Source organism: Ruegeria sp. CI5 (assembly GCF_056536885.1).
The window spans coordinates 330,476-351,255 of sequence record NZ_JBQFQN010000003.1; the positions used below are offsets into that span (position 1 = coordinate 330,476).

18 protein-coding genes are annotated in these 20,780 nt (G+C 64.8%); 7 read left to right on the forward strand and 11 right to left on the reverse strand.

From position 1 onward, the window contains the following. The first annotated feature begins 101 nt into the window (after positions 1-101). The 3 genes from ACR0BA_RS12365 (at position 102) to yaaA (ending at position 3,310) form a co-directional block, all read left to right on the forward strand. The gene (locus ACR0BA_RS12365) at positions 102-389 is read left to right on the forward strand and encodes a YggT family protein (protein ID WP_008757771.1); all 288 of its coding nucleotides are present in this window, start codon (positions 102-104) and stop codon (positions 387-389) included. A gap of 76 nt (positions 390-465) precedes the next feature. Further along, the gene (gene recQ / locus ACR0BA_RS12370; RefSeq protein WP_480728190.1) at positions 466-2,505 is read left to right on the forward strand and encodes a DNA helicase RecQ; all 2,040 of its coding nucleotides are present in this window, start codon (positions 466-468) and stop codon (positions 2,503-2,505) included. Positions 2,506-2,539: 34 nt separating this feature from the next. Next, entirely contained in the window at positions 2,540-3,310 is a 771-nt protein-coding gene (gene yaaA / locus ACR0BA_RS12375) for a peroxide stress protein YaaA (protein WP_480728192.1), read from the forward strand. Here yaaA and ACR0BA_RS12380 read toward each other — a convergent pair. From ACR0BA_RS12380 to ACR0BA_RS12405, 6 genes are all read right to left on the reverse strand, one after another. Beyond that, positions 3,301-3,762, reverse strand: coding sequence for a VOC family protein (locus tag ACR0BA_RS12380; RefSeq protein ID WP_480728193.1), 462 nt, complete (start codon positions 3,760-3,762; stop codon positions 3,301-3,303). The genes yaaA and ACR0BA_RS12380 overlap by 10 nt on opposite strands. Positions 3,763-3,771: 9 nt before the next feature. Then, entirely contained in the window at positions 3,772-5,985 is a 2,214-nt protein-coding gene (locus ACR0BA_RS12385; protein ID WP_480728195.1) for a response regulator, read from the reverse strand. Positions 5,986-6,057: 72 nt separating this feature from the next. Further along, positions 6,058-8,100 carry a hypothetical protein gene (locus ACR0BA_RS12390; RefSeq protein WP_480728197.1) on the reverse strand — a complete coding sequence of 681 codons (2,043 nt, stop codon included), beginning with the start codon at positions 8,098-8,100 and terminating at the stop codon, positions 6,058-6,060. After that, positions 8,097-10,859: a DUF4159 domain-containing protein gene (locus ACR0BA_RS12395; RefSeq protein ID WP_480728199.1), complete on the reverse strand. Its 2,763-nt coding sequence runs from the start codon at positions 10,857-10,859 to the stop codon at positions 8,097-8,099. The genes ACR0BA_RS12390 and ACR0BA_RS12395 overlap by 4 nt, the downstream gene beginning before the upstream one ends. After that, positions 10,856-11,731 carry a DUF58 domain-containing protein gene (locus ACR0BA_RS12400; RefSeq protein ID WP_480728201.1) on the reverse strand — a complete coding sequence of 292 codons (876 nt, stop codon included), beginning with the start codon at positions 11,729-11,731 and terminating at the stop codon, positions 10,856-10,858. Before ACR0BA_RS12400 ends, ACR0BA_RS12395 begins: the two co-directional genes overlap by 4 nt. Then, a complete protein-coding gene (locus tag ACR0BA_RS12405) occupies positions 11,728-12,735 on the reverse strand; it encodes an AAA family ATPase (protein ID WP_480728202.1) in 1,008 nt (335 codons plus the stop codon). The genes ACR0BA_RS12400 and ACR0BA_RS12405 overlap by 4 nt, the downstream gene beginning before the upstream one ends. Before the next feature lie 65 nt (positions 12,736-12,800). On the opposite strand from ACR0BA_RS12405, the gene ACR0BA_RS12410 reads away from it, so the two are divergent. Next, complete coding sequence (locus tag ACR0BA_RS12410; protein ID WP_480728204.1) at positions 12,801-13,376, forward strand: DUF1285 domain-containing protein; 576 nt, start codon at positions 12,801-12,803, stop codon at positions 13,374-13,376. On the opposite strand, the gene ACR0BA_RS12415 is transcribed toward ACR0BA_RS12410, so the two are convergent. After that, positions 13,373-14,317 (reverse strand): DMT family transporter, encoded by a 945-nt coding sequence (locus tag ACR0BA_RS12415; RefSeq protein ID WP_480728206.1) that lies wholly within the window; start codon positions 14,315-14,317, stop codon positions 13,373-13,375. The two genes, ACR0BA_RS12410 and ACR0BA_RS12415, sit on opposite strands and share 4 nt — an antisense overlap. Before the next feature lie 174 nt (positions 14,318-14,491). Here ACR0BA_RS12415 and ACR0BA_RS12420 point away from each other — a divergent pair, with 174 nt between their 5' ends. Further along, positions 14,492-15,244, forward strand: coding sequence for a hydroxypyruvate isomerase family protein (locus ACR0BA_RS12420; RefSeq protein WP_170364060.1), 753 nt, complete (start codon positions 14,492-14,494; stop codon positions 15,242-15,244). A gap of 76 nt (positions 15,245-15,320) precedes the next feature. After that, positions 15,321-15,551, forward strand: coding sequence for a DUF2798 domain-containing protein (locus tag ACR0BA_RS12425; protein WP_170340948.1), 231 nt, complete (start codon positions 15,321-15,323; stop codon positions 15,549-15,551). A gap of 49 nt (positions 15,552-15,600) precedes the next feature. Here ACR0BA_RS12425 and polA read toward each other — a convergent pair whose 3' ends face one another. The 3 genes from polA to ACR0BA_RS12440 form a co-directional block, all read right to left on the reverse strand. Continuing rightward, positions 15,601-18,399 (reverse strand): DNA polymerase I, encoded by a 2,799-nt coding sequence (polA, locus tag ACR0BA_RS12430; protein WP_480728208.1) that lies wholly within the window; start codon positions 18,397-18,399, stop codon positions 15,601-15,603. 70 nt (positions 18,400-18,469) lie between these two features. After that, complete coding sequence (locus tag ACR0BA_RS12435; protein ID WP_170341830.1) at positions 18,470-18,940, reverse strand: hypothetical protein; 471 nt, start codon at positions 18,938-18,940, stop codon at positions 18,470-18,472. 81 nt (positions 18,941-19,021) lie between these two features. Then, positions 19,022-19,198: a zinc-finger domain-containing protein gene (locus ACR0BA_RS12440; RefSeq protein WP_005980050.1), complete on the reverse strand. Its 177-nt coding sequence runs from the start codon at positions 19,196-19,198 to the stop codon at positions 19,022-19,024. A gap of 89 nt (positions 19,199-19,287) precedes the next feature. On the opposite strand from ACR0BA_RS12440, the gene ACR0BA_RS12445 reads away from it, so the two are divergent. After that, positions 19,288-20,280: an ABC transporter ATP-binding protein gene (locus ACR0BA_RS12445; RefSeq protein WP_480728210.1), complete on the forward strand. Its 993-nt coding sequence runs from the start codon at positions 19,288-19,290 to the stop codon at positions 20,278-20,280. On the opposite strand, the gene ACR0BA_RS12450 is transcribed toward ACR0BA_RS12445, so the two are convergent. Continuing rightward, complete coding sequence (locus tag ACR0BA_RS12450) at positions 20,270-20,740, reverse strand: DUF1203 domain-containing protein (protein WP_170340942.1); 471 nt, start codon at positions 20,738-20,740, stop codon at positions 20,270-20,272. The two genes, ACR0BA_RS12445 and ACR0BA_RS12450, sit on opposite strands and share 11 nt — an antisense overlap. Between the last annotated feature and the right edge of the window lie 40 nt (positions 20,741-20,780).

The following is a 20,780-nucleotide window of genomic DNA, read 5'->3' on the forward strand; positions in this document are numbered from 1 at the left end:
AGACGGGCCTTTGGGGCATTTCGCAAGCGTTCTGTGACTGCGGGCTTGCCTAATGCCACTTGGGCACTTAGGTCTCAGGCCGTACGGAAAACGAGGTGCCCATGCTGTCGCTGATCCAAATCCTGCTGCTGATCCTGGACATCGTCTGGTTCATCATCCTGGCCCATGTGATCATGAGCTGGCTGATCAACTTCCAGGTCCTGAACCTGCATCAACAGCTGGTCGCCCAGATCTGGTACGGCCTGAACCGCCTGCTCGAGCCGATCTACGGCCCGATCCGCCGCATTCTGCCCAACATGGGCGGTCTGGACCTGACGCCGCTGGTGGTGCTGATCGGCGTCTATGCGCTGCGGATCGTCCTCATCAACAACGCGGTCTATTTCTACTGACCTCTTGTTCCCTGATTCCGACTGTGTGATTGTCCGTTCAAGAGCAGTCAAATCTTGAAACAGGGCACCCCCGCACATGTTCGACGCCGCGCCTCTGCTGCGAGATGTCTTTGGATTCGATGACTTCCGCCCCGGGCAGGAAGAGATCGTCGATGCCGTGACCGCCGGCGAGAACTTGCTGGCGATCATGCCCACCGGGGGCGGCAAATCTCTGTGTTTTCAACTGCCTGCCCTGCTGCGCGACGGGGTCACGGTGGTGATTTCGCCGCTGATCGCCCTGATGCGTGACCAGGTGCGGGGGCTGCAAGAGGCCGGGGTCGAGGCTGGTGCGCTGACCTCGGGCAACACGCCCGAGGAAACCGACGCCGTGTGGGAGGCGCTCGAGGCCGGGCGGCTGAAACTGCTCTACATGGCGCCCGAACGGCTGGCGGCGGGCTCGGCGCTGGGGATGCTGCGACGGATCAATGTCAGCCTGATCGCCGTGGACGAGGCCCATTGCGTCAGCCAGTGGGGCCATGATTTCCGCCCCGACTATCTGCGGATCGGAGAGCTGCGGCGCGCGCTGAACGTGCCCTTGGCCGCCTTCACCGCTACGGCGGATGCGGAAACCCAGGACGAAATCGTCGAGAAACTGTTCGACGGCACGCCCCCGCGCAAATTCCTGCGCGGGTTCGACCGGCCGAACATCCACCTGGCCTTTGCCGCCAAGGACAGCCCGCGCAAGCAGATCCTGGATTTCGCCGACGCCCGCCGGGGCCAGTCGGGCATCGTCTATTGCGGCACCCGCAACAAGACCGAAGTGCTGGCGCAGGCGCTGCGCGAACAGGGCCACAGCGCCTGCCACTATCACGGCGGGATGGAGGCCGAGGACCGCCGCATCGTCGAAACCCGCTTCGCGCGCGAGGACGGGCTGATCGTGGTGGCCACCGTGGCCTTTGGCATGGGCATCGACAAGCCCGACATCCGCTGGGTCGCCCATGCGGACCTACCCAAATCGATCGAGGCCTATTACCAGGAAATCGGCCGCGCCGGCCGCGACGGCGGCCCGGCCGAGACCCTGACCCTGTTCGGCCCCGACGACATCCGCCTGCGCCGCAGCCAGATCGACGAGGGGTTGGCCCCGCCCGAACGCCGCGCCGCCGACCATGCCCGCCTGAACGCTCTGCTGGGTCTGGCCGAGGCGTTGCATTGCCGCCGCCAAACTCTGCTGGGCTATTTCGGAGAACAGGCCCAGCCCTGCGGCAAATGCGATCTGTGCGACAGCCCGCCCGAGCTGTTCGACGGCACTACGCCGGTGCGCATGGCCCTGTCGGCGATCCTGCGCACCGAGGAATGGTTCGGTTCGGGCCACCTGATCGACATCCTGCTGGGCAATGACACCGACAAGATCCGCGCCCGGCGGCATGACGAATTGCCCACTTACGGCATCGGCAAGGACTGGTCGCGCCCGCAATGGCAGGCGATCTTCCGGCAGATGATGGGCCATGACCTGGTGCGCCCCGACCCCGAACGCCACGGCGCCCTGCGCATGACCGAGGCCGCCAAGCCGATCCTGAAGGGCGAGGCGCAGATCACCCTCCGCAAGGACACGCTGCGCAAGGCCACCCGGCGGCCCGCGGTCAAGATGATGGTCTCGGAAGAGGACGCGCCCCTGCTGTCGGCCCTCAAGGCCAAGCGCCGCGCGCTGGCCGAGGCCGCCCGGGTGCCCGCCTATGTCATCTTCCCCGACCGTACGCTGATCGAGATGGCGGAAAAACGCCCCATGACCCTGGACGAGATGGCCCGGATCGGCGGTGTCGGCGCGAAAAAACTGGACCGCTACGGCGACACTTTCCTTGAGGTAATCGCGGGCGAGGCGCAGGCGCTGCATCCGGCGCGCCGCAAGCTGGCCGGGCGCGAACAGGGCGATATCTACGACCGTCTGCTCGAGGTGCAGGCGCAGCTGGCCCGAGGCCCGGACGGGATCGACAAACCGCTGAGCTGTTCCGCCTCGCAACTGGCCAAGGTGGCGCAGATGCGCCCCAAAGACGAACGCGCGTTGGAGCAGATCCTGGGCGACCGCCGCGCCGAACGTTTCGCGGCCGCCTTTCTGGACGTGCTGCGCGCGGCGGGCTAGGTATCGACGGGCAGGCACGAACACGGGGGTAGATATGCTGGTGGTGATCTCTCCGGCCAAACGGCTGGACTGGGCAGAACGGGACGCGACGCCGACCCAGCCCGATTTTCAGGACGACGCGATCCGGCTGGCGAAAACCGCGCGCAACCTGACGCTGGGAGAACTAAAAAAGCTGATGAGCCTCAGCGACGATCTGGCCCGGCTGAACCGCGACCGGTTCCGCACCTTTGCCGATACCCCGCCGCCCGAGGCCACCCGCCCAGCCGCGTTGGCCTTTGCCGGCGACACCTATCAGGGGCTCGAGGCCGCCTCGCTGGACGCCGAGGAACTGGCCTGGGCGCAGGATCATCTGCGCATCCTTTCGGGGCTTTACGGCCTGCTGCGCCCTCTGGACGCCATTCAGCCCTATCGGCTGGAAATGGGTAGCCGGTTGAAGACCCGCCGCGGCACGTCCTTGTACGACTACTGGCGCGACCAGCTGAGCAAGGCGCTGAATGCGCAGGCCGACGAGATCGGCACCGAGACGCTGGTGAACTGCGCCAGCCAGGAGTATTTTGGCGCGGTGACCCCCAAGGCGCTGAAACTGCGGGTCATCACCCCTGTCTTCATGGAGGACAAGGACGGCGCACCGAAGATCGTCAGCTTCTTCGCCAAAAAGGCTCGCGGCTCGATGGCGCGGTACATCATCCAGCACCGGCTGACCGACCCTGCGGGCCTGCGGGATTTCGACACCGGCGGCTATGTGTATCGGTCTGAGTTGTCGGAACCGGACAAACCGGTATTCGTGCGCCCCTATCAGGCCTGACCCAACATCGAGGCATCATACGCCACCAGCTCGACCGTGTTGCCCTCGGGGTCCGTGGTGAATACGCCGCGCCAACCGATCCAGCCGAACCGTTCGACGCGATAGGGCTGGCCGATTTGATCATACCAGCGCATGACGGCCTCCTGTTCCGCAAAAGGAAGAGACAAGGCGATATGGTGCAACGACGATTGCGCCCCGGTCATGGGTTTGTCGGCACCGGTGGGGTGCAAACCTGGCCGCGGCGCCGCCTCATGGTGAAACAGCGCCAGAACCTGTGTGTGTCCTTCGAACCCTTCCGCAATCCGAAAGAATGTGATGGCGCTGTCATGACCGCCATGCAGGCGGGTCAGCCCGACGACGTTTTCATAGAAATCAACCATGGCTGCCATGTCGGCGCAGCGTATTGCTATTTCACCCAAAGCGCGGGGGCGAAAACCTCGTTCCTGTGACATGGCACCAGCCTAGATCGCACCGGCCGGCTCGACAATGACAGGTTGCGCATCCTTCGGGCAGTTGGACTGGATCATCTCGCAAATCAGCTTCTTCTGAAGCGGTTTCGTCAGGTAGTGATCCAGCCCGGCCGCTAGGATGCTGTGCTCGTCACCCGCCAAGGCATGAGCGGTCAGCGCCACGATCGGCACATGCTGCCCTGTGCCGATTTCGCGTCTACGGATCTCACCCGTGGCCTGCTTTCCGTCCATCTTGGGCATCGAGATGTCCATGAGGATCAGGTCCGGCGCGAATTCCGAAAAGGCTTCAACAGCCTCAAGCCCGTTGGCCACCAGCTTGAGGTCTATGTTCAGATCCTTGGTCATCTTGCTCAGGATCAACTGGTTGGTGCGATTGTCCTCGGCGGCCAGAACCCGCATCTTGCGCAGCTTCGTGTTTCCGCCGGACGATTGGGCCGGCTCCGCGCGGCAGGGCGGGGAAACAGGCGCAGGCAACACAGCGGCGCCCAGCGCCTGAAGCCGCGAGAACAGCTCGGCCCGTGGGATCGGTTTCTGAACCACCCCTTGTATCAGCCGATGGTTCGGATCGGCGTGCACGATGGCCGGGTTTGCGGACATCAGCACGATCGGAACGTCGGACCAGCCTCGCTTGCGCAGAGTTTCCGCCAAATCCAGCCCGTCCATGTCAGGCAAATCGTGATCGCAAAGGATCAGGTCGATCGACGCTTCCACCGCCCTCAGCGCTTCGGTGCCTGTGGCGCAAACCGTCACCTCGGCCCCCAAACGCCGCAGCTGCTTGTTCAGAATGGCCCGATTGACCGCCAGATCCTCGACCACGAGGACATGTTTCAGCCTGTCCGCCAAGGCAGGCGGAGCCGGTTGAGGGCCTTCGGCGGTGGGCAGCGTGATGCGGAACCCAAAGCACGATCCCTTGCCGGCCTCGCTCTCGACCCAGATCGAGCCACCCATCAAGGTAATCAGGCGTTTGGTGATGGCCAGACCAAGGCCAGTGCCGTCAAAGGCGCGGGTCTTTTCGTTTTCAACCTGATTGAACTCGCCAAAGATGTGCCCGATCTTGTCCGCTTCGATGCCGATTCCGGTGTCTTCGATCGCAATATGGATGTCGCAGGTCTTCTGATCGGCATGCGGTACTCCGGTGACCCGGGTCAGAACATGGCCATGGGCGGTGAATTTGACCGCGTTGCCCACCAGATTGGTCAGCACCTGACGCACCCGGCCTGGATCGCCCACGAACAGCGTCGGCAGGAACAGGTCATAGTCGACCAGCAAGGTCAGCCCCTTGTCGCGCACCGTGGGCTGCAGCAGCATCGCAACTTCGAGGATGCAACGCTCAAGATCGAAATCCTCGGGATGCAGCACAAGCTTGTCCGCTTCGATCTTGGAATAGTCCAGAACGTCATTGATGATGACCAGCAGCGCGTCCCCCGAATTGCGGATCGTCTCAACATATAGCCTCTGCTCTTCATTCAGAGGGGTTTCCGACAGCAGGTCGGTCATCCCGACGATGCCGTTCATCGGGGTCCGGATCTCATGACTCATATTGGCAAGGAAAGCCGACTTGGCCCGGTTGGCGGCCTCGGCCTTTTCGCGCGCGGCCTGCAGTTGCGCCTCATGCTGGACCGAGGCCGTGATGTTCAGGGCCAGACTGACCACATCGCCACCCTGGCCGCGCTGGTCGATCAGCTTGATATATTGCCCATTCCACAGCTGGATCACTTCGGGCGGCGGGTTGATCCGGGTCCAGCGGCGCATCATGCGGGTTTTCCACGCCTCGGCCGGTTCCGACCCGATATCGATGATGCCCTCTGTGGTCAGCAGATCAAGAATGCGGGGGTATGAAATCCCGGGCGCGACCTCGTCCAGTCCTTCGAACACGCTCAGATAGGCCGTATTTGCGCTGATCAACCGATCACTGCCGTCGAAGAAGGCGAAACCGTCCTGGATCGTTTGGATCGAGTGCCAGAGGCGGCGTTCGGCCACTTCGATCTTGGCATTTGCAACGGTCAGGTCCGATTTGACCTTTTCATTCTCGCCACGCACGGATTCGACCTCGGCCTCGGTCTCGCCGATACGTTTGGTCAGGGCCATCGCATATTCGCCCAGCTTGCGATTGGCCTCGGACAGTTCACTCTGCTTGAGTGCAAGCAAGCGTTCGGCGGCCAGACGCGCCCGCCGTTCCTGTGCCAGTTTTTCTGCAAGACTCATGGTCATCTTCCCGGTCGGTTCGGGATCAGCATTCCCGCAGACCGTGAAAATCTGTTTAAGGCCAAAGGTCGATCAGCGCCGTCCTTCGCGCAACCAGCCCGCCAGCAGGAAGCCACCCGCCAACAGCAGCACCAGCCAGGGCGGCAACAGTCCGGCCTGGGTCACGTCACGGGTTTCATAGGCCTCGCGCGGGGTCAGACCGATCCAGCCACGCCCGGCCGCAGGGCGCCCGGCGCGTACGTTACGGATTGCCGGCAGCCCATCCTCGACCCGGATCACCCCGCCACGCATCCCAGCCATGACCGGCTCAAGGATTTCGGCTGTTGCGATGGTGCGTTCGAATTCCCGCGGCGCCGCAGGGCCAAGGCCGATGACCGAGGACAGCTCACCTTCCTGCAGGCGATAAAGCCCAATTTCAGGGCCGAAATACTGCGCCTCGAACCGACCGGGGGACAATTCGCGCAAGGGCACTTCAAGCGTGTCGCCATTGGGTTGGGTGACCGTGACGGGGCCCACCTCTTCGTTCAGGGTCTGGCGGATGATGCGCATTGACTGCCCGTTGGCCTCTGCCCACAGCGCCTCTTCTTCAAGCTCGGGCTCTTTCATCATCCAGTGCGCAAGGCGGCGCAGCAGTTCCAACTGCGGGCCACCGCCCTCGTAGCCGCGGCTCCACAGCCAGGCATGGTCCGAGGCCAGCAGCGCCACGCGCCCTTCCCCTACCCGGTCCAGCACCAGCAGCGGGCGGTCGTCGACGCCGGTCATCAGCAACTCACCCGAGCGTTGTTTTACGTCGATCTGCCGCAGCCATGCGCCCCAGTCTCCCGTCTCACCCAGATCGGCGGTCACCGGATGACGCTGGCCCAGGTCTGTAACCGTGGGCACGTAGCGTTCTTCGATGACCCGGGCCGAGGGTTGCGCCGGCAGGATCGCAGACAGGGGCGAGCGGAAGATGCTGTCGGCGGTGGCAAAGTCAGGCCCGGCCGCAATCAGCACAGCACCGCCGTCATTGATGTAGTTGGTCACGTTGTCCAGATAGATCGCGGGCAGGATGCCGCGCCGCTTGTAGCGGTCAAAGATGATCAGGTCGAAATCGTTGATCTTCTCCAGAAACAACTCGCGCGTGGGGAATGCGATCAGCGACAGTTCGTCCACCGGAACCCCGTCCTGTTTCTCGGGTGGGCGCAGGATGGTGAAATGCACCAGATCGACCGAGCTGTCGGATTTCAGCAGATTGCGCCAGGTTCGTCCGCCCGGATGCGGCTCACCCGAGACCAACAGAACCCGAAGCCGGTCGCGCACGCCGTTCATCTGGATCAAGGCGGTGTTGTTGCGGTCAGTCAGTTCGCCATCGGCCTGCGGAACCGTGAACTGGATGACGTTGCGTCCGCCATGGGGCAGGGTCACCGGCAGTTCGACATCCACACCGATCGGGATGCTGAACTGCTGCGGCTCGCCCCCGTCCACCGCGATCTCGAGCGGGGCGGACGCCGGACCGGCGGGCACCGCGCCACTGTCCTCGACCCGCAAGGTCAGAGTGACGGGTTCGTCAATGATTGCAAAGGCCGGCGCGTTGCGCACGATCAGGCGGCGGTCCCAGTCCTGCGCGCGACCGGTCTGCAACAGGTGCATCGGCGCGGGCAGGTCGGGGGCCTGATCGACGTCATGCACGATGCCGTCAGACAGGACCAGAATTCCGGCGATCCGGGCGCGCGGTTCCTCGGCCAGCGCGGCATTCAGCGCCGCCATCACCTGGGTACCTTCGTCTCCGTCGCCGTCGCCCACGGTGATGCGGCGCAGTTCGGTGTTGTCGCGGGCCTCGATCTCGGCGGCGAGGGCCTCGGCGGTCTGCGCGGTCTGTTCGGCGCGGTCCGACAGGGTTTGGCTGGCGCTTTCATCCTCGATCATCAACACGATGTCGGTCAGCGGGGCGCGGTCCTCGATCTGGTAGACCGGGCCGGACAAAGCCGCCAGCAGCACCAGCGCCGCCAGTCCGCGCAACGCCCAACCCGACAGCCCGCGCCACAGCGCCAGAACCGTCGCGGCCAAAGCGATCGAACCGATGACCACCAGCACGGGCCACGGGATCAGCGGGTCAAAGATGACGGAACCGGTCATTGGCCCAACCTGTCAAGCAGAGCAGGCACGTGCACCTGATCGGATTTGTAGTTCCCGGTCAGCACGTGCATGACCAAGTTGACGCCGAACCGGTTGGCCAGCTCGCGCTGGCGTTCTCCGGCATAGCCGCGCCCGACCGGCAGCAGCGCCTGCCCGTTCCGGTCGATTGCCCAAGCCCCGGCCCAGTCGTTGCCACCGATCACCACCGGGGTGACGTTGTCGTTGAGGTTGCGGAAGGGCATGCCTTCGATCTGTTCGGCGTCCAGGGGCGCGGCCTCGACCCAGACCTCGGTTCCGGCAAAGCGGCCGGGGAAATCCTGCAACAGGTAGAACGCGCGGGTCAGGACGTGATCGCGCGGAACAGGCTCCAACGCAGGGATGTTCAGCGGAGCAGCCAGTTGCTGCAGCTTGCGGCCATTCGGGCTCGAGGCACCGAACCCGGCGATGTTGGCGTCCCGCGTGTCAAACAGGATCATCCCGCCGGACCGCAGATAGCCGTTCAGCTTGGCATAAGCTTCGGCCGAAGGCTGGGGCTGATCCGGTGTGATCGGCCAGTAGAGCAGCGGGAAGAAGGCCAGTTCGTCACGTTCGAGGTCCACGCCCATGGGCTCGGCCGGTTCGACGGACGTGCGGTAAAACAGGGTTTGCGACAGGCCGCGTAGCCCAGCATGGGCGACGTCGTCAATCTGGGCATTGCCGGTCAGTACATGGGCCAGCACCAATTCCTTGGTCGCCTGCAGCGCGAACTCCGTCTCCTCGGGCGTCTGCGCCTGGGCCTGCGGTGCGATCAGAACCGCGCCCAGCGCGACCGCCGCCGCCCGCGCCAGCCCCAGACGCCCCGACAGCGCCAGCGAGGCCACGACGTCAACCGCCAGCAGGATCAGGGCCAGGCTCAGCAGCAGACCCCCGACCGGCGTTTCGGCACTGACCTCCTGCCCCTTGATCGGCACATCCGCAGGCCAGCTTGTCGGGCGCAGCGTGGTGTCCTCGGTCAGCACGTTCAGGGCCAGTTTCTGCTTGCCGCTTTCATACAGACCCGGGCGCAGGTCGGGGCCCAGGGCGCCGGATATCAGCGCCGGGCCATCGACACCGGCCAGATTGCCCGCATCGGACAGAGTTCCGAACCCGTCCATCACCTGAATCGGCTCCCACGTAGTGCCTTGCAGCTGTTCGACCTGCCGCGTCTTGGCGGCCGAGGCCACGGCCAGCCGGTCGAGCATTTCGACGAACAGGCCCGACAGCGGCAGGGTCGACCATTCGGCATCGGCGGTGACATGGAACAGCACCACCTGACCCAGGCCCAGCGGCTTGCGCGTCACCAGCGGCGTGCCATCCGACAGCGCAGCGATCACCCGGTCGGCCAGGTTTGGGTCGGGTTGCGCCATCACCTGGGTGCTGACGGTTACGTCGTCGGGGATCCGCAACCCGTAAAAGGGCGAGCCTTCCTGGAAAGGCGCCAGCCCCTTGGCCTCGCCCCAGCTCATCGCGCCGCCGACCGAGCGGCCACCGCTGCGCAGCCGCACCGGCAGCAAAGTGTCTTCGGCATCGCGGCCCAGATCGCTGGCCGCCATGTGCGGACCGGCAAAGCGCAGCAACAGCCCGCCCTGCTCAACCCATTCGACCAAACCAGCCTGTTCGCTGGGGGTCAGCTTGGCCACATCGGCCAGCACGATCACATCCGGGTTGGCGGGCAGAACCTCGGTCAGCCCGCCCTCGACGAAATCGGCGGTTGGGATCAGCACCTGTGTCAGGTAGTGCAGCGGCGACAACAGCTCCAGCCCCTCGCGATTGACGGTTCCGGCGATCAGGGCGACCTCGCGCCGGCGCAGGCTGTCATCGGTCAGCGACACCGCCCCGGCCGACCGCTGGCCCTGCAGCTCGAACCGAGTGATGCGGGCGCGCAGTTCGGACGGCAACGCCAGATCGGCCTGCGCCTGGGTCGCGCCGCTGTCAAAGCTGACCTCGACCGATTGCAGCAGGCGCATCACGCCCGCAGGGTCGCGCCCCTGCGCATTGATGGTGACGGTCTGCGCCGGACCGGGTGTGGCGCGCACCGCGGTCAGCCGGATCGCCCCGTCCTGATATGTGGCCGGCCGCAGCGCCAGGATCGGCGCCGCCGCGCGATAGACCGTGACCGCGCCCCGCGCCTGAAGTGCAGACAGCAGGGTTTCACGGCCCGGATAGTCCAGCTTGTCGGTGAACCAGTGCGTGTCGAACCCGCCCTCGACCGCCGACAGGTCGGCCAGCGCCTGTTCGATCTGCGCCGCGTCCGGCTGCCACGGCTGCGGAACCAGCCCGGGCAGGCGGTTGCGCCAGGCTTCGGCGGCCTGGAAAACCGGCGGTTCCGGCTCGGTCAGTCGCAGAATCGACACCGGGCGCCCGGCCCGCCCGGCTTCGGTCAGCTGCGCGTCGATCTGCTCCAGCGTGGCGGGCCAGCGCGTGGCCCCGGCCCAGCTGGCATCCAGCACCAGCAGCAGCGGCCCCGATCCGGTTTGGTCGCGCGACGGGTTCAGCACCGGGCCGGCCAGACCAATGATGATCGCCGCTGCCGCCAGCATCCGCAGCAGCAGCAGCCACCACGGGGTGCGGTCGGATACACTCTCGTCGTCCTTCAGGCCCAGCAAGAGGGTCACCGCCGGGAACAGCCGGCGGATCGGCGCGGGCGGCACGGCGCGCAGGATCAGCCACAGGATCGGCAGGGTCAGAAGACCCAGCAGCACCCATGGTGCGGTAAAGCCGATGCCCGCCAGAACCGTCATCGCGCCCCTCCGTCCAGGGCACGATAGAGCCACAACAGAGCCGCCTGCGCGCTGTCGCCCGTATGGTGCAGGCCCAGCTGCCAGCCGGTGACGCGGCACAGGCGCGTCAGGTCATCCTTGCGCCGCGCCAGCCGCGCCAGATAGCGCTCGCGCAGGTCGCCGGCCTTCAGTGTCTCGTGCCGGACCGTCCCGCCGACGCTTTCGAAGATGGTGCGCCCGCGATAGGGGAAGCTCTCCTCACCCGGGTCCAGGACCTGCAGTAGCACACCGCGCACGCCGCGGTCGGCAGCCTTGGTCAGGGCCAGTTCGACCTCGTCCAGCGGGCCGAGGAAGTCAGAGATGAACACGGCGCGGGCATGGGGAATCATGGCGCGGTGCTCGGGCGGGGCATAATCGGCCTCGGTATCTTCGGACAAGGCCTGCGCCAGCCGGATGATCTGGGCATTGCCGCGCCGGGGCGGCAGGGTGGTGCCGGTCAGGCCCACACGCTCGCCCCCGCGCACCAGCAGGATCGCCGTGGCCAGCCCCAGCAAACGCGCCCGGTCGGCCTTGGTGGGCAGGGATTTATCGGACGCAAAGCGCATCGAGGCGCCCTGATCGACCCACAGCATGATCGACTGCGCAATCTGCCATTCGCGTTCGCGCACATATTGCTGATCGCCGCGGGCCGAGCGCCGATGGTCGATCATCCGCCGGCTGTCGCCGATCTGCGCCGGCCGGTATTGCCAGAAATCATCGCCCAACCCCGACCGCCGCCGGCCGTGATCGCCCAGCAGCACGGTGCCGGCCAGGTGTTCGGCCCGCGCCAACAGCGGCGGCAGCCGGGACGCCTCGGCCTCGGATCTTTCGCGAAGGGTGCGGACCGCGTTCACGCCGCCGCCTCGGCCCGGACAAGCCCGGCCGCGGTGGTTTCGATCAGGTCGGCCAGGCTGTCACCGCGCGCCCGCGCGGCGAAGTTCAGCGCCATCCGGTGGCTGAGTACCGGGCGCGCCATGTCCAGCACGTCTTCGGCGTTGGGAGCCAGCCGGCCCTGCAGCATCGCCCGCGCCCGCACCGTCATCATCAGCGCCTGCGCCGCGCGCGGACCGGGGCCCCAGGCGACGGTCTCGGAAACGCGCTCGGAAACGCCGGGTTCTTCGGGGCGGAACGCGCGCACCAGATCGAGGATCAGTTCGACCACCGACTCGCCCACCGGCATCCGGCGCAGCAGAACCTGCGCGGCCAGCAATTCTTCCTTGGTGAAGATCTGGTGCGCCTCTTCCTCGGCCACGCCGGTGGTGGCCAGCAGGATGTCACGCTCGGTCTGACGGTCGGGATAGTTCACGTCGATCTGCACCAGGAAACGGTCCAACTGGGCCTCGGGCAGCGGATAGGTGCCCTCCTGTTCGATCGGGTTCTGGGTGGCAAGCACATGGAACGGCACGCCCAGCGCGCGATCCTCGCCCGCGACGGTCACCGTGCGTTCCTGCATCGCCTGCAGCAGCGCCGACTGGGTGCGTGGGCTGGCGCGGTTGATCTCGTCCGCCATCAACAGCTCACAGAAGATCGGGCCGAAAATGAAGCGGAAATGGCGGCTGCCATCCTCGGCGGTGTCCAGAACCTCGGACCCCAGAATGTCGGCCGGCATCAGGTCAGGGGTGAACTGGATGCGGTTGCCATTCAGGCCCATGACCGTCGACAGGGTTTCGACCAGCCGCGTCTTACCCAGGCCCGGCAGCCCGATCAGCAGGGCATGACCGCCACACAGCAGCGCCGTCAGCGTCAGGTCGACGACCCTCTCCTGCCCGATGAAGCGGCGGGTGATCGAGGATTTGGCCTGTTGCAGTTTCTCTTCCAGCGCTTCGATCTCGGAGACGAGGTCGGCAGGTTCGGTCATGACTTTCCCTTCCGTGGACTTATTATGGTTGAAGTGTATCGCGCTGAGAGGAAATGGCAAAAACAATGAGCGGACAAAATCCTGTGAAACCGTCCCCTGAGGGTCTGGCGGCCTCGGTCAAGGCGGCCAAACCGCGGGGTCTGCCCCCTGTCGACAACTGGAATCCTCCGTTCTGCGGCGATCTGGACATGCGCATCGCGCGCGATGGCACCTGGTATTACCTAGGGTCGCCCATCACCCGGTTCGAGCTTGTGAAACTTTTTTCCTCAATTCTTAAGAAAGAAGGGGACGCCTATTTTCTGGTCACCCCGGTCGAAAAGGTCGGCATCACGGTCGAAGACGCGCCGTTTGTGGCGGTCGATTTCGACCGGACCGGCGCGGACGAGGATCAGGTTCTGACCTTTACCACCCATGTCGGCGATACGGTGTCGGCGGGTCCGGATCACCCGATACGGGTGGCCACCGACCCGGAAACAAACGAGCCCAGACCCTATATATTGGTGCGGTCGAACCTCGAGGCGCGGATCGACCGCAAGAGTTTCTATCGCCTTGTGGAGATTGCAACGGAACGCGCCGGGCAGGTCGGGGTCCGGTCCGGCGGGCAGTTCTTTGTCTTGGGTCGCGCCGAAGAAGCGCCTTAGGCAACCCGTCTTGCGGGACGGTCTTGCGCAAGGACAACCGCCAGCGCCACGACTCCGGCACCCAGCGCCCGGGTCCAGTTCCACTCCGAACCCAGAACCACCATGATGAGCATCACGTAGAACGGTGCCACATTGATGTGGAATGACGCCAGAGCAACACCCAGCCGGCCGATCGAAGCGATGAACAGGACCTGGCTGAGGCCGAGAGAGATCACGGCGTAGATCGCCAGCATTCCTGCCTGCTGCGGGTCGATCGGCGACGATGGCCAGACTTCCAGTCCGAGGACGCTCGACAGATAGAAGAGCGCGCCGGCCATGAACGTGCCGCCGATCAGCGTGATCGTGGTACGTCCGGTCTGGCTGAGGTCCGGGAAGTCCCGCGCGGTCGCCATGCTGGCCCAGCAGAACAGCGCGGTCGAGGCGATGGCGCAGAGCGCACCCAACCCCAGCTGGGCCGGCGCCACCGCGCTGGTTGCGATCAGGCCGCCGATGATCGAAACAGCAACCCCCAGCGCGAAGTTCCACCGCAATCTGCGCGTTCCCGCGGCCAACTCGAGCAGTGTCGCAAGCAAGGGCGCGCAGGACGCGATGATGGCAACGGTTACGGGATCGGTCAGTTTCTGCGCCAGGATGATCAGGAACATGCCCAATCCAAGGCCAAACCCGCCCACTCGCATCGCATGGGCCCAACGCGCCCGCAGCGCCGCGTCCGCGCCATCGATCCACAGCCAGATCGGGATCATCACGGCCACCGCCAGCATCAGCCGCGCAGCCAGCAAGGCAACCGGCGGCCAGGTCTGCAGCAGGATCTCGGCCGCCGGGAATCCGGCTGCCCAAGTCAGCATCGACGCCACCGCCAGCCCGTTTCCGGACAAGGCGGATTGCCGCGCACCGGGCACAGCGAAACTAGGCCCGCGAACGGGGTCCGGACTCATCGCCATCGGTTTCAATCCTTTTGTTGGTGCAGCGCCACGAAAATGATTCGCTGCAATACCCCGACCCTTCACATTCGGCCCGCGACGGTCTGGCCGATTTTCGACATATTGTCGTTTTCAAACCCTTTCTCTGCGCGCCGCCCGCGACTAAGGTCAGCACGCCATCGGACCGAGAGGACAATGCCCCGATTTGCCGCCAATATCTCGCTGCTCTTTGCCGAGCTGCCCTATCTCGACCGGTTCAAGGCGGCCGCGGATGCCGGGTTCAAGGCAGTCGAGATCCTGTTTCCCTATGACCTGGCGGCCAAGGAAACCCGCCGCGCATTGATGACCAACGATCTGGACTTGGTGCTGATCAACGCGCCGCCGCCCAACTATACCGGCGGCCAGCCGGGCTATGCGGCTGTTCCGAGGGGCGAAGGGCGGTTCCAGTCCGACATCCGCCGCGTCCTGCGCTATGCCGAGGCGCTGAAGCCCGGTTTGATCCACGTGATGGCGGGCTATGCCTCGGGGGCGGACGCGCAGGACTGTTTCGTACGCAACCTGCAATGGGCCGCGGATTTTGCACCGCATCAGCAGTTCACGATCGAACCGCTGAACCCCGTCTCGCAGCCCGGATACTTCCTGAATGACTATGATCTGGCCGCCGCGTGCCTGGACCGGATCGACCGTCCGAATGTGGGCCTGCAATTCGACAGCTTTCATGCCCGGATGATCCATGGCGATGCACAGGCCGTCTGGGACAGATTCCGCGGCCGGATCGTACATGTTCAGATCGGATCGGCCCCCGACCGGTCGGAACCCGGCCGGGACGAGACCGATTTCCCCGCGTTGTTCGCAGCGATCGACGACAGCGGCTATGACGGTTGGGTCAGCGCCGAATACACGCCCTCAACCCGGCGCACCGACGCCTCTCTGCACTGGATGCGATAGGCCTGTGCACCTGCGCACTGGAAATCACATCTTGGATATCGCATACGAAACGGCAACTCAGCAGAGGAACAGCCGCATGATCCCCGCCCGCTTTGCCCCCGTCCTGTTCGGATTGATCCTGTCGGGGCTGATGTCCTGCATCGTGACCTGCATCGCAACGGTCAAAGAGATCGGGCTGGGCCCCGAGACCTTTGCCAGCTGGATGGGCGCGTGGAGCATCAGCTGGCCGGTGGCGTTTGCGGTGGTTCTGGTCATGGCCCCGCTGACCCGGCGGTTGGTCGCGCTGTTGGTCAGGCCCGAGGCCTGACCTGCCGCGAAGATGGCCCGCCGGGCCTGATGAGCGGCACGGCGCTTGCCTAATGCGCCTCGGCCCAGTTGGCGCCTTTGCCCGCATCCACCGTCAGTTTCACGTCCAGCTTCACCGCCGGATCGGGCGCGTTTTCCATCACGTCGCGCGCAATCTCGATGGTCTTGTCCACCGCATCCTCGGCCACTTCGAACAGCAGTTCGTCGTGCACCTGCAGCAGCATCTTGGCCGGCAGCCCGTCGATCGCCTCGGGCATCCGCACCATCGCCCGCCGGATCACGTCCGCCGCGGTACCCTGGATCGGCGCGTTGATCGCCGCCCGGCGGGCAAACCCCGCATGCGGCCCCTTGGCATTGATTTCTGCCGTGTGGATCTTGCGACCAAACAGGGTCTGCACATAGCCATGCTCTTTGGCAAAGGCGATGGTGTCATCCATGTAGCGCCGGATACCCGGGAAGCGTTCGAAATAGCGGTCGATGAAGCCCTGCGCCTCGGCCCGCGGAATACGCAGGTTGCGCGCCAGGCCAAAGCCCGAAATGCCGTAGATCACGCCGAAATTGATCGCCTTGGCCTTGCGGCGGATCTCGGGCGTCATCTCGTCCAGCGGCACGTCGAACATTTCCGACGCGGTCATGGCGTGAATGTCCAGCCCGTCGGCAAAGGCCTGTTTCAAGGCCGGAATGTCGGCGATATGCGCCAGGATACGCAGCTCGATCTGTGAATAGTCGAGCGACACCAGCACGTTGCCCGGCTCGGCGATGAAGGCCTCGCGAATGCGGCGGCCCTCCTCGGTGCGCACTGGGATGTTCTGCAGGTTGGGGTCGGTCGAGGCCAGACGCCCCGTGTTCGCCCCGGTGATGGCATAAGACGTATGTACCCGCCCCGTGTCGGAGTTGATGTGGGTCTGCAGCGCGTCGGTATAGGTCGATTTCAGCTTGGACAGCTGCCGCCAGTCCAGCACCCGGCGCGGCAGCTCATGCTCGGTCGCAAGATCTTCCAGCACGTCGGCGCCGGTCGAATACTTTCCGGTCTTGCCCTTCTTGCCGCCCTCAAGACCCATCTTGTCGAACAGGATCTCGCCCAACTGCGCGGGCGAGCCGACGTTGAAGGTTTCTCCGGCCAGCTCGTGGATTTCAGCCTCTAACCCGGCCATTTTCTGGGCAAAGGCGTTCGACATGCGGCTCAGCACATCGCGATCGACCTTGATGCCATGCATCTCCATCTCGGCCAGAACCGGCACCAGAGGGCGTTCAAGCGTTTCATAGACGGTGGTCACCTGAGCCCGGTGCAACTGCGGCTTGAACAGCTTCCACAGGCGCAGGGTGATGTCGGCATCCTCGGCGGCATAGGCGGTCGCCTCGTCGATCGGCACCTTGTCGAAGGTGATCGCCGATTTGCCCGAGCCCAGCAGCGGTTTGATCGGGATCGGCGTGTGGCCCAGATAGCGTTCGGACAGGGTGTCCATGCCGTGCCCATGCTCGCCCGCATGCATGGCATAGGACATCAGCATCGTGTCGTCGATCGGGGCCACATCCACGCCGTAGCGCGCAAAGATCTTGGCGTCGTATTTCATGTTCTGCCCGATCTTCAGGATCGACGGATCCTCGAGCACCGGCTTGAGCATCTGCAGCGCCTCATCCAGCGGCATCTGCCCCTCGGCCAGCGCGTCCGAGCCGAACAGGTCGTCGCTGGCCCCGTCGCGGTGGGTCAGAGGGACATAGCAGGCCGCGCCCGGCTCGATGCACAGCGAGATACCGACCAGATCGGCGATCATTTCGTTCAGGCCCGTGGTCTCGGTGTCCACGGCCAGCCAGCCGCGCTCATAGGCCTGATCGATCCATTTCCGCAGCGCGGCCGCATCGCGCACGCATTCGTATTTGCTGGCATCGAACGGAATGTCCTCGGCCCGCGGCTCATCTGCCGCCGGCGCCGGAGTATCCGCGATCACCGGAGCTTCGACGTCCAGCTTGTCGGCGATCCGCTTGGTCAGAGTGCGGAACTCCATCTCGGCCAGAAACTCCATCAGCTTGTCCGGATCGGGGTCGCGCAGCTCCAGATCATCCAGCGTGAAATCCAGCGGTGTCTCGCAATCCAGCTGCACCAGCCTTTTCGACAACTCGATCTGATCTCGTTTCTCGATAAGGGTTTCGCGGCGCTTGGGCTGCTTGATCTCCTCGGCGCGGTCCAGAAGCGTCTCCAGATCGCCGAACTCGTTGATAAGCAGCGCCGCCGTCTTGATCCCGATCCCCGGCGCACCCGGCACGTTGTCGACGCTGTCACCGGCCAGCGCCTGCACATCGACGACACGCTCAGGATAGACGCCGAATTTCTCGAACACTCCCTCGCGGTCGATGCGCTTGTTCTTCATGGCATCCAGCATCTCGACACCGTCGCCCACCAGCTGCATCAGGTCCTTGTCGGAACTGACGATGGTTACCCGCCCCCCGGCCTGGCGCGCCTGGCAGGCCAACGTGGCGATGATGTCGTCGGCCTCGTACCCCTCCAGCTCTTTGCAGGCGATGTTGAAGGCCTCGGTCGCCTGCCGGGTCAGCGGGATCTGCGGGCGCAGGTCCTCGGGCATCGCCTCGCGGTTGGCCTTGTAAAGGTCGTACATGTCGTTGCGGAAGGTGTGCGAGCCCTTGTCGAAGATCACTGCCAGATGGGTCGGCGCGTCAGGGCCGTGGTCGCCATCCACGTACCGCTGCAGCATGTTGCAAAAGCCCGAAACGGCGCCAATCGGCAGCCCGTCCGATTTCCGCGTCAGCGGCGGAAGGGCGTGATAGGCGCGAAAGATGAAGGCCGATCCGTCGATCAGATGCAGATGGCAGCCTTTTCCGAATTTGCTCATGCGCGCTCTCCCTGTCGGTCAGGGACGGTTCTGCCACAGGGGCAGCCGGGTGACCAGTCAGGAACGCGCCCTAGCCGCCAAACAGACCGCTGAAAACATCCGAGAAACTGTTCAGCAGCGCCATGATGACCAGCGCACCGAGGAACGCGAAAAACGCCATCGCGAAGAACTGGAACAGGATCGCGCCCGTTCCGATGACCAAACCGGCGATGGCCGGGCGGCGTTTTTCGTGCCGCAGGATGCCGATGACCGAGACGACGATCGCCAACCCGCCCAGCATGGCGACGCCGATCTGCAGAAAGTCATCCAGATCGCGGGTGGGCGCGACCGGCGCAGGCTGCTCCATCCCCGCGGCGGCCCGCAGGGTCGATTTACCCAATTCGGCGGCCAGTTCGCCCAGCGTCACGCCGGTGGATTGCTGCGGTGCGAACGGCCCTGCCCAGAACACGAACAAGGCTGCGAACAGGGCCAGTACCGCAAGCATAAACCCGGCCCAACCAAAAACCGGGTTGCCGGTATCAGCAGCAGTCATATCGGTCATCATTCGCACCTACGTTGGTCACACCAACGCACTAGGTGAAAATCGCGGCGAGATTTGGGCGGACCGCGGTTGGGCAGGCAATCAGTGTTGCTGTGCGTCCTTCAGAACATACTTGCAATCGCAATAGGGGCACTCGACCCAGCCCTGATCCTCGGGGATCTGCAACCAGACGCGCGGATGGCCCAGCGCGCCCTCACCGCCATCACAGGCGACACGGCTTGTCTCGACGATCTTGGTTTCCGGAGCTTCGATTGTCACGGCGTGCGATCCTTCACTGGTTGTCGGCCTCGCGGGCATGCATTAGGTGCGTTTATGAGGGATCAGGAAACCGGGGGCAAGAGCCAGCAATGACCGATGCAGCGATCAGCCTTCGCGGCCTGCGCAAAACCTATCGCGGCGGCAAGGGCCAGCCCGAGAAACACGCACTGAAGGGTATCGATCTGGAGATCCCGCGCGGATCGGTCTTTGGCCTGCTGGGGCCGAACGGGGCCGGCAAATCGACCCTGATCAACATCCTAGCGGGGCTGGTGATCAAGACCGCAGGCCAGGTGACGATCTGGGGCTATGACCAGGACCGCAACCCGCGCCAGGCCCGCGCCGCCATCGGGGTGATGCCTCAAGAGCTGAACCTCGATCCGTTCTTCACCCCGCGCGGCGCGCTCGAGGTGCAGGCCGGGCTGTATGGCGTTCCCAAATCGCAGAGGCGCAGCGACGAGATCCTCGAACTGGTCGGCCTCAGCGACAAGGCCGAGGCCTATGCCCGCACGCTGTCAGGCGGGATGCGGCGGCGCCTGCTGCTGGCCAAGGCACTGGTGCACCAACCGAAAATCCTGGTGCTGGACGAACCCACCGCCGGCGTGGACATCGAACTGCGCCAGATGCTGTGGGCCAATGTGCGCAAGCTGAACCAGCAGGGCATGACCATCATCCTGACGACCCACTACCTGGAAGAGGCGCAGGAGATGTGCGACGAGATCGCCATCATCAACCACGGCGAGAAGGTGGCGCAGGACAGCACCGCCAACCTGCTGGGCCGCATGGACGGACGCACCATGGTCATCACCCCCGAGGCCCCGGTAACCGCCCTGCCCGCCGCCCCCGGCGTTCAGGCCAGCCTGCGCGACGACGGCAGCCTGGCGCTGCACTACCGCAGCCCGGAAACCAGCGCCGAGCAGGTGCTCGAGGCGGTCCGCCAGGCCGGCATCCGCATCCGCGACGTGCGCACCGAAGAGGCCGATCTCGAGGACGTGTTCCTTGCCTTGACCTCCTCGCGCACCGACGATGCCCCGGCCGACGATCAGGACCAGCCGCGCCGGGGTCTGCACCGGGTCAAGCTGTGACCCGGTCGATCCGCGCCTGATAGCAGTTGTTCCGGGCCGAGCGTACATGGATATAGGCCACCTCGGGGCGGGCAAGTATTGCATCCACCGCCGCGCTGATCCGTCCGGTGGGTGTCACGACGCCGGTACCGTAGACAATCCGGTCATCGCGGCCATAGCCCTTGATCAGATAATCGGGCGATGAGGTCAGAACCTCTGGCAGATCAGTCCCTTCATACCGTTCACAAGGGCTTGCACACAGGAAGATCGGCCCCGTTTCGGCATAAGGATGTGTCTCTGCAAAAGGCCGATGGGCCAGAATCAGCATTTCTGCACCTTCGGGAATGTGCTGCAAGCAATGGCGGCACGGATTTCCGGTTCCGGTTGATACCGCGCGTTCAGGCGCGTGTCCGTAGGCATCGGGCGCGCCTGCCTGAAAGGCGCGTACTTCGTCGGTGGGCAGGGCGGTGATCTTGAACATCTCGAGTCTCCTTTTGTTGCCCTGACAATGCGCCTGCCGC